This is a genomic window from Streptomyces sparsus (assembly GCF_054776295.1).
The window spans coordinates 1-6,781 of record NZ_BAAHCA010000197.1; the positions used below are offsets into that span (position 1 = coordinate 1).

At 72.4% G+C, this 6,781-nt stretch carries 6 protein-coding genes; 4 read left to right on the top strand and 2 right to left on the bottom strand.

Annotation, left to right across the window (positions count from 1 at the left end; all coding sequences use genetic code 11):
- On the top strand, positions 1–1,346 hold a 1,346-nt coding region (locus ACYVE9_RS11900), incomplete at its 5' end, for a SpoIIE family protein phosphatase (protein ID WP_461027764.1).
- 147 nt (positions 1,347–1,493) lie between these two features.
- Here ACYVE9_RS11900 and ACYVE9_RS11905 read toward each other — a convergent pair.
- Complete coding sequence (locus tag ACYVE9_RS11905) at positions 1,494–2,027, bottom strand: alkyl hydroperoxide reductase (protein WP_461027765.1); 534 nt, start codon at positions 2,025–2,027, stop codon at positions 1,494–1,496.
- Between the two features lie 21 nt (positions 2,028–2,048).
- Positions 2,049–2,603, bottom strand: a complete 555-nt coding sequence (locus ACYVE9_RS11910) for a peroxiredoxin (protein WP_461027766.1) — start codon at positions 2,601–2,603, stop codon at positions 2,049–2,051.
- A gap of 244 nt (positions 2,604–2,847) precedes the next feature.
- Here ACYVE9_RS11910 and ACYVE9_RS11915 point away from each other — a divergent pair, with 244 nt between their 5' ends.
- From ACYVE9_RS11915 to ACYVE9_RS11925, 3 genes are all read left to right on the top strand, one after another.
- Positions 2,848–3,504 carry a universal stress protein gene (locus ACYVE9_RS11915; RefSeq protein ID WP_461027767.1) on the top strand — a complete coding sequence of 219 codons (657 nt, stop codon included), beginning with the start codon at positions 2,848–2,850 and terminating at the stop codon, positions 3,502–3,504.
- 15 nt (positions 3,505–3,519) lie between these two features.
- Positions 3,520–6,342: a hydrogen gas-evolving membrane-bound hydrogenase subunit E gene (mbhE, locus tag ACYVE9_RS11920; RefSeq protein ID WP_461027768.1), complete on the top strand. Its 2,823-nt coding sequence runs from the start codon at positions 3,520–3,522 to the stop codon at positions 6,340–6,342.
- On the top strand, positions 6,339–6,781 hold a 443-nt coding region (locus tag ACYVE9_RS11925), incomplete at its 3' end, for a sodium:proton antiporter (RefSeq protein ID WP_461027769.1). The genes mbhE and ACYVE9_RS11925, both read left to right, overlap by 4 nt.

A 6,781-nucleotide genomic window follows, 5' to 3' on the forward strand; every position in this document is an offset into this window, starting at 1 on the left:
AGCCGGAGCTGCTGGACGCGCAGCAGGACATGCCGGCCGGCTACCGGTCGATCCTGGCGCCGCTGCGCGGCCGCCGCCGGGTGATCGGGGCGGCGGTCTTCCTGCGCCGCCCGGAGCGGGCCCCCTTCGAGGGCGACGACCTGCTGGTGGCGGCGCAGCTCGCGACGCACACCGCGCTGGGCGTGGACAAGGCGGTGCTGTACGGGCGGGAGGCGTACATCGCCGACGAGTTGCAGCGCACGATGCTGCCCGACAACCTGCCGCAGCCGACGGGTGTGCAGCTGGCCAGCCGTTACCTGCCGGCCGCCGAGTCGGCCCGGGTGGGAGGCGACTGGTACGACGCGATCCCGCTGCCGGGCAGCCGGGTGGCGCTGGTCGTGGGTGACGTCATGGGGCACTCGATGACGTCGGCGGCGATCATGGGCCAGTTGCGCACGACCGCGCAGACGCTGGCCGGTCTCGACCTGCCGCCGCAGGAGGTGCTGCACCACCTGGACGAGCAGGCGCAGCGGCTGGGCCAGGACCGCATGGCGACCTGCCTGTACGCGGTGTACGACCCGGTCGCGCACCGCATGGTGATCGCCAACGCCGGACATCCGCCGCCCGTGATGCTGCATCGCGGGGGCCGTGCGGAGGTGCTGCGCATACCGGCCGGGGCGCCGATCGGTGTGGGCGGTGTCGACTTCCAGGCGGTGGAGCTGGACGCGCCCGCGGGGGCGACGCTGCTGCTGTACACCGACGGGCTGGTGGAGTCCCGGCACCGGGACGTGTGGACGGGCATCGAGCAGCTCAGGGAGAAGCTCACCGAGACGGCCCGGTTGACCCGGCCGGGTTCTCCGGCGCCGCTGGAGCCGCTGTGCGACGAGGTGCTGGACATCCTGGGCCCAGGCGACCGGGACGACGACATCGCCCTGCTCGCGGCCCGGTTCGACGGCATCGCGCCGAGCGACGTCGCCTACTGGTACCTGGACCCGCGGGCACAGACGGCCGGGCAGGCCCGCCGGCTGGCGCGTCGGGCGCTGGCCCGCTGGGACCTGGAGGAGCTGACCGACTCGGTGGAGCTGCTGGTCAGCGAGGTGGTGACGAACGCCGTGCGGTACGCGGAGCGGCCGATCACGCTGCGGTTGCTGCGCACGGACACCCTGCGCTGCGAGGTGGGCGACGACGTGCCGCAGCTGCCCAGGCTGCGCCAGGCCCGGGTGACCGACGAGGGCGGCCGCGGCCTGTACCTGGTGAACCGGCTGGCCCGGCGCTGGGGCGCGACCCGGCTGTCCACGGGCAAGGTGGTCTGGTTCGAGCTGGCCATTCCGGGTCGGGAGCCGCGGATCACCGAGCCCGGCGGGTGAGGGTTCCGGCGACCACCCGGACGGTGTGAGCCGGCCGGTGTGCGCCGGTGACGACACGACCGAGCCCCCTGGCGGAGGTGTTCCGCCAGGGGGCTCGGCCCTGTGTGCTCGCCTCGGCGGCAGCGGTGGTCGCCGAGGCGGGTGTCGCTACTGCGCGAGCACGGCCTCGGCGTCGAGGGTCGCACCGACCGCCTGCACGACGGCGGCGATCTTGAACGCCTCCTGGATCGTCTCGCGGTCCAGGCCGGCCTTGCGCAGCACCTGCTCGTGCGAGTCGAGGCACATGCCGCAGCCGTTGATCGCCGAGACGGCCAGCGACCACAGTTCGAAGTCGGCCTTGTCGACGCCCGGGTTGCCGATGACGTTCATCCGCAGGCCCGCGCGCAGGTTGCCGTACTCCGGGTCCGACAGCAGGTGCCGGGTGCGGTAGTAGACGTTGTTCATCGCCATGACGGCCGCGGCGGCCTTCGCGGCGGTGTACGCCTCCTCGCTGAGGTTCGCCTTGGCCTCGGGCTCCAGCTCGGTCAGCACCTTCGGCGAGCGGGAGGCGATAGCGCAGGCCAGCACCGTGCCCCAGAGCTGCTGCGCGGGCAGCTCGGAGTTGCCGATGACGGAACCGAGGTTGAGCTTGAGGTCCTTCGCGTAGCCGGGCAGAGCCGACTTCAGGTCGTCGAGTGCCATGTCAGTCCTCAGTTCTCGGGTTCACTCGCCGGCGAGCAGCGCGACCGGGTCGAGGGTGTCGTCGCCCTTGGTCCAGTTGCAGGGGCACAGCTCGTCGGTCTGGAGCGCGTCCAGGACCCGCAGGACCTCCTTGGGGTTCCGGCCGACGGAGCCGGCGGTCACCATGGAGAACTGGATCTCGTTGTTCTGGTCGACGATGAAGACGGCGCGCTGCGCGAAGCCGTCCTCGCCCTCCACGCCGCAGGCGCGCATCAGCTCGTGCTTGGAGTCGGCCAGCATCGGGAACGGCAGGTCGCGCAGGTCGTCGTGGTCCTTGCGCCAGGCGTGGTGCACGAACTCGGAGTCACCGGAGACGCCGAGGACCTGGGCGTCGCGGTCGGCGAACTCCTCGTTCAGCTTGCCGAACGCGGCGATCTCGGTCGGGCAGACGAAGGTGAAGTCCTTCGGCCAGAAGAAGACCACCTTCCAGTCCTTGTCGCCGCTCTTGTGCGAGAAGGTCTCGAACTTCATGTCGTCGGCCGGACCGGTCACGCCGATCAGTTCGAAGGTGGGGAACTTGTCACCGACAGTGAGCATGTTGCGTGGGCTCCTGGATTTGATGCGGGTTGGACGGGAGTCACCGTGCCACACCCGTCATTGATAGCGGAAATAACCCACATCACCCGTGTTGATCGAGGTCGGCTATCAGTCGTCCGGCACTCACCCGGCTGGCGCAGCCTCCGCCCGCACAGACGTTTCCCCAGCTCCGCGCGGGGGACCCGGGGCCGGACGGACCCCTCCCGGTGCCCGCCGGGCCTCACACACCGCCCCTGGAGGCCTCATGACGACCGCCCTGCTGGTCATTCTGGTGATCGTGCTCTGGGTGAGCGTCGGCATCATCGCCGTCGTTCACTTCCTCGGACGTCAGGGGTACCGCAGCCCGCACTGGTACCTCGTCGGGGGCCTTCTCGGGCTGCTCTTCGTGCCCATCGCCGCCGACCGGGCCCGCCGCGACACCCGGGTGCTGGAGCGCAGCGCCGGGTCGGAGCGCAGGGCCGGTGACGCGGGCGAGGGCCTGACCGTCGTGGTGGGAACCGACGGCTCCCCCGAGGGCGACCAGGCGGTGCGGGACGCCGCCCGGCTCGTCGCAGGAACAGCCGGACGAGTGATCCTCGTGACCGTGGTTGACGCCGAGGCGCAACGGGCCGAGGAGCAGCGGGACGCCGCCCGCAGCATGCTCCAGGAACGCGTCAGCTGGGTGACCGGCGAGCAGACCGCCGGGACCGCGACCGGCCCCGAAACCATGATCGAGATCGGCTCCGGCCAGCCGTCCCAGGTGCTGCTGACGCTCGCGGAGACGGAGGACGCCGACGTCGTGGTGGTCGGCCGCCGGGGCCGCGGCCTCTCCCAGCGGGTGCTGGGCAGCGTCGCGAACGACGTGCTGAAGCGCTTCCCGCGGCCGGTGCTCTTCTCCTCCCCCGTGCCCCGCCGGCACTGAGCGGGACACCCCGTCGTGCTGTTGGTCATCGCCCTGATCGCGATGATCGTGCTGGCCACCGCCGTGCCCGCGGTGGCCCCGCGTATGGGCCGCAACACCGGATACCCGCTGGCCGCCGGCTTCGTCGGGGTGGGTGCGCTGCTCGCCGTGTCCGTGCACGGCACACCCGGCGACGCGGCCGTCACCGGGTCGTGGCCGTGGCTGCCGTACCTGGACGCGTCCCTGGCCCTGCGCCTGGACGGCCTGGCCGGACTCTTCTGCCTGCTGATCCTCGGCGTCGGCGCGCTGATCATGGCGTTCACGCCGCGCTACCTGCCGGAGGAGGGCACCCACACGCAGGTGTACAGCCTGCTGACGCTGTTCGCGCTGTCCATGATGGGCATGGTCCTCTCCGACGACGTGGTGCTGCTCCTGGTGTTCTGGGAGCTCACCACCGTCTGCTCGTTCTTCCTGATCGCCTCGGCCGGCCCGCAGGCCACCGGGGCAGCGGTGAAGGCGTTCCTGGTGAGCGCCGGCGGCGGTCTGTGCCTGCTGGCCGCGGTGGTGCTGCTGACGCTCACCACCGGCACCACCGACCTCACCGAGATACTGTCCCGGCGGGAGGAGGTCCTCGACTCGCCGATGGCCTGGCCCATCGGCGCCCTGCTGATCCTGGCCGCGTTCACCAAGTCCGCGCAGCTGCCGTTCCACTCCTGGCTGCCCGGCGCCATGGCCGCGATCACCCCGGTCAGCGCCTACCTGCACGCCGCCACCATGGTCAAGGCCGGCATCTACCTGCTGATGCGGTTCTCGCCGGTCTTCGGCGGCGTCCCCGCCTGGTCCGCCACGCTGGTCTGCGTCGGTCTGGCCACCGCCGTCTTCGGCGCGGTGTGGGCGCTGCGCCAGCACGACCTCAAAGCGCTGCTCGCCTACTCCACGGTGAGCCAACTCGGCCTGCTGACGGCCGCGATCGGGGTCGGCACACACGTCGCCATGGCCGCCGCGCTGCTGCACACGGTGGCGCACGCCCTGTTCAAGGCGACGCTGTTCATGCTCGTCGGCATCATCGACCACGAGGCGGGCAGCCGCGACCTGCGCGAACTGTACGGGCTGCGCCGCGTGATGCCGGTGACGGCGGTGATGACGGGACTTGCCGGGCTGTCGCTGGCCGGTGTGCCCGTCCTGCTCGGCTTCGTCAGCAAGGAGTACCTGTTCAAGGGCTTTCTGGAGGCGGACTTCGCCTCCTGGGCCGCGCCCGCGGCGACCACCGCGGCGATCGTCGCCTCGGCCCTGACCTTCGCCTACGGCCTGCGGATCTTCTACGGCGCCTTCGCCGGGCCCGCCCCCCGCGGCCTGTACGAACCGGCCTGGGCGTTCCTCGCTCCGGCCGCGGTGCCGGCGGTGCTCGGGCTGGTGCTGGGCCCCGCGGTCCCGCTGCTCGACCGGATCGTCGGCCGGGCCCTGTCCGACATCGACCCGGGCGCGGGCTCACCGCACTTCGAGGTGTGGCCCGGCCTGACCCTCGAACTGGCGATGTCGGCCCTGACGATCGCCAGCGGACTGCTGCTGTTCCTCGCCCGAGTGCCGGTCGAACGGTTCCTGCTGGCCATCCCGGTGCCGGACGCCCTCTTCGAGCGGCTCCGCGACAAGGTGCTGCAGCTGGGCGCGCTGATCGGCCGCCCGGAACGGACCACCGCGCACACCGCGCACCTGGCCCGCCCGGTCGCCGGGCTCGTCGCGCTGGGCGTGGTCGGTGCCGTCGCGCTCAACGGCGCCCCGACCGCCGGCGCCTCGACCGTCTCACCGCTCGACTGGCCGATCCTGCTGCTGGTCGGCCTGCTGGTCGCGGGCAGCCTGTGGACGTCCTCGGTACTGGCCGCACTCGCCATGCTGGGACTGACCGGCCTGCTGGTCGCCGTGTGGTTCCTGCTCGCCGGCGCCCCCGACGTCGCACTGACGCTGCTGCTGGTCGAGATCCTCACCGCGGTCGTCGCCGTGCTCGTGATGACCGGCCAGCCGGCACGCTTCCGGTCGCGCGGCCGGTTGCCGATGGCGGCGGCCGGCTCGGTGGCGGTCGCCGCGGGTGTGGTCGCGACCGCCGCGACGCTGTTCTTCACCGGCCTGCGCGACCTCTCCCCTGTCGGCGCGTACCTGCTGCGCAACGCCAAGGAGGACACCGGCGGCAGCAACGTCGTCAACACCGTGCTGGTCGACTTCCGTGCCCTGGACACCCTCGGTGAGGCCGCGGTGCTCGGCGCGGTGACGCTGGGCCTGCTGATGCTGCTCGGGGCCCGCGACGTGCCGGGCGCCGGCCGGGAGGTGCCGCCCGTCGACGGCCTGGTGCTACAACAGGCCAGCCGGCTGCTGGGGCCGGTGATGGCCGTGCTCTCCGGCTACCTGTTCCTGCGCGGGCACTACCAGCCGGGCGGGGGCTTCATCGCCGCCCTGGTCGGCGGCACCGCGGTCGGCCTCAGTTATCTCGCGCACGGCCGGGTGCCGGGCGCCGGGAGCCGGTTCCTGCGCCCCTCCCGGCTGATCGCCGCCGGACTGCTGGTGAGCCTGAGCACACCGCTGGTGGCGATGGCCACCGGCCGGGTGTTCTTCACCCCCATGCAAGGAGAGATCACCCTGCCGCTGCTGGGCCCCCTGCACCTGTCCTCGTCCCTGGTCTTCGACGCCGGGATCTACCTGCTGGTGTTCGGACTCGCGCTGGCGGCGGTCGACCGGCTCGGCAACGGCCTGCCCGCGGACGCCCCGACGACGTACGACCGACGGCCCACCACCGAACAGGCCGCCGCCGAGGGACCCGCCGGCCGGCGGCCCGCTGCTGAACAGCCCGCGCGGGGAGGCCGGGCATGACCGCGGCGATCCTGGTCGGCGTACTGGTCACCGGCGGCGTCTTCCTCATCCTCCAGCGGGAGATGCTGCGGGTGACGATCGGCTTCGTGCTGCTCGGCCACGCCGTCAACGTGCTGTTCGTCGCGGCGGGCGGCATGGACCGGCGCGGGGCCCCGCTGCTGGGGGAGAACGACCCGGCCGACGCCGCCGATCCGCTGCCTCAGGCCTTCGTACTGACCGCCGTGGTGATCACCTTCGGCATCACCGTGTACCTGCTCGCCCTCATCCGCGCGGGCGGCCAGGACCAGCCCGCCGACGGTGACCTCTCGCACGGCGACCCCTCGGGCACCCACCCCTCGGAAGAGCACGCCTCGGGCCCCCACTCCTCGGGCGAGCACGCCTCGGACGAGCACCGCAAGGGGGCCGGACCGGACCGGGGCGGCGGGGCCTCGGACCGGGG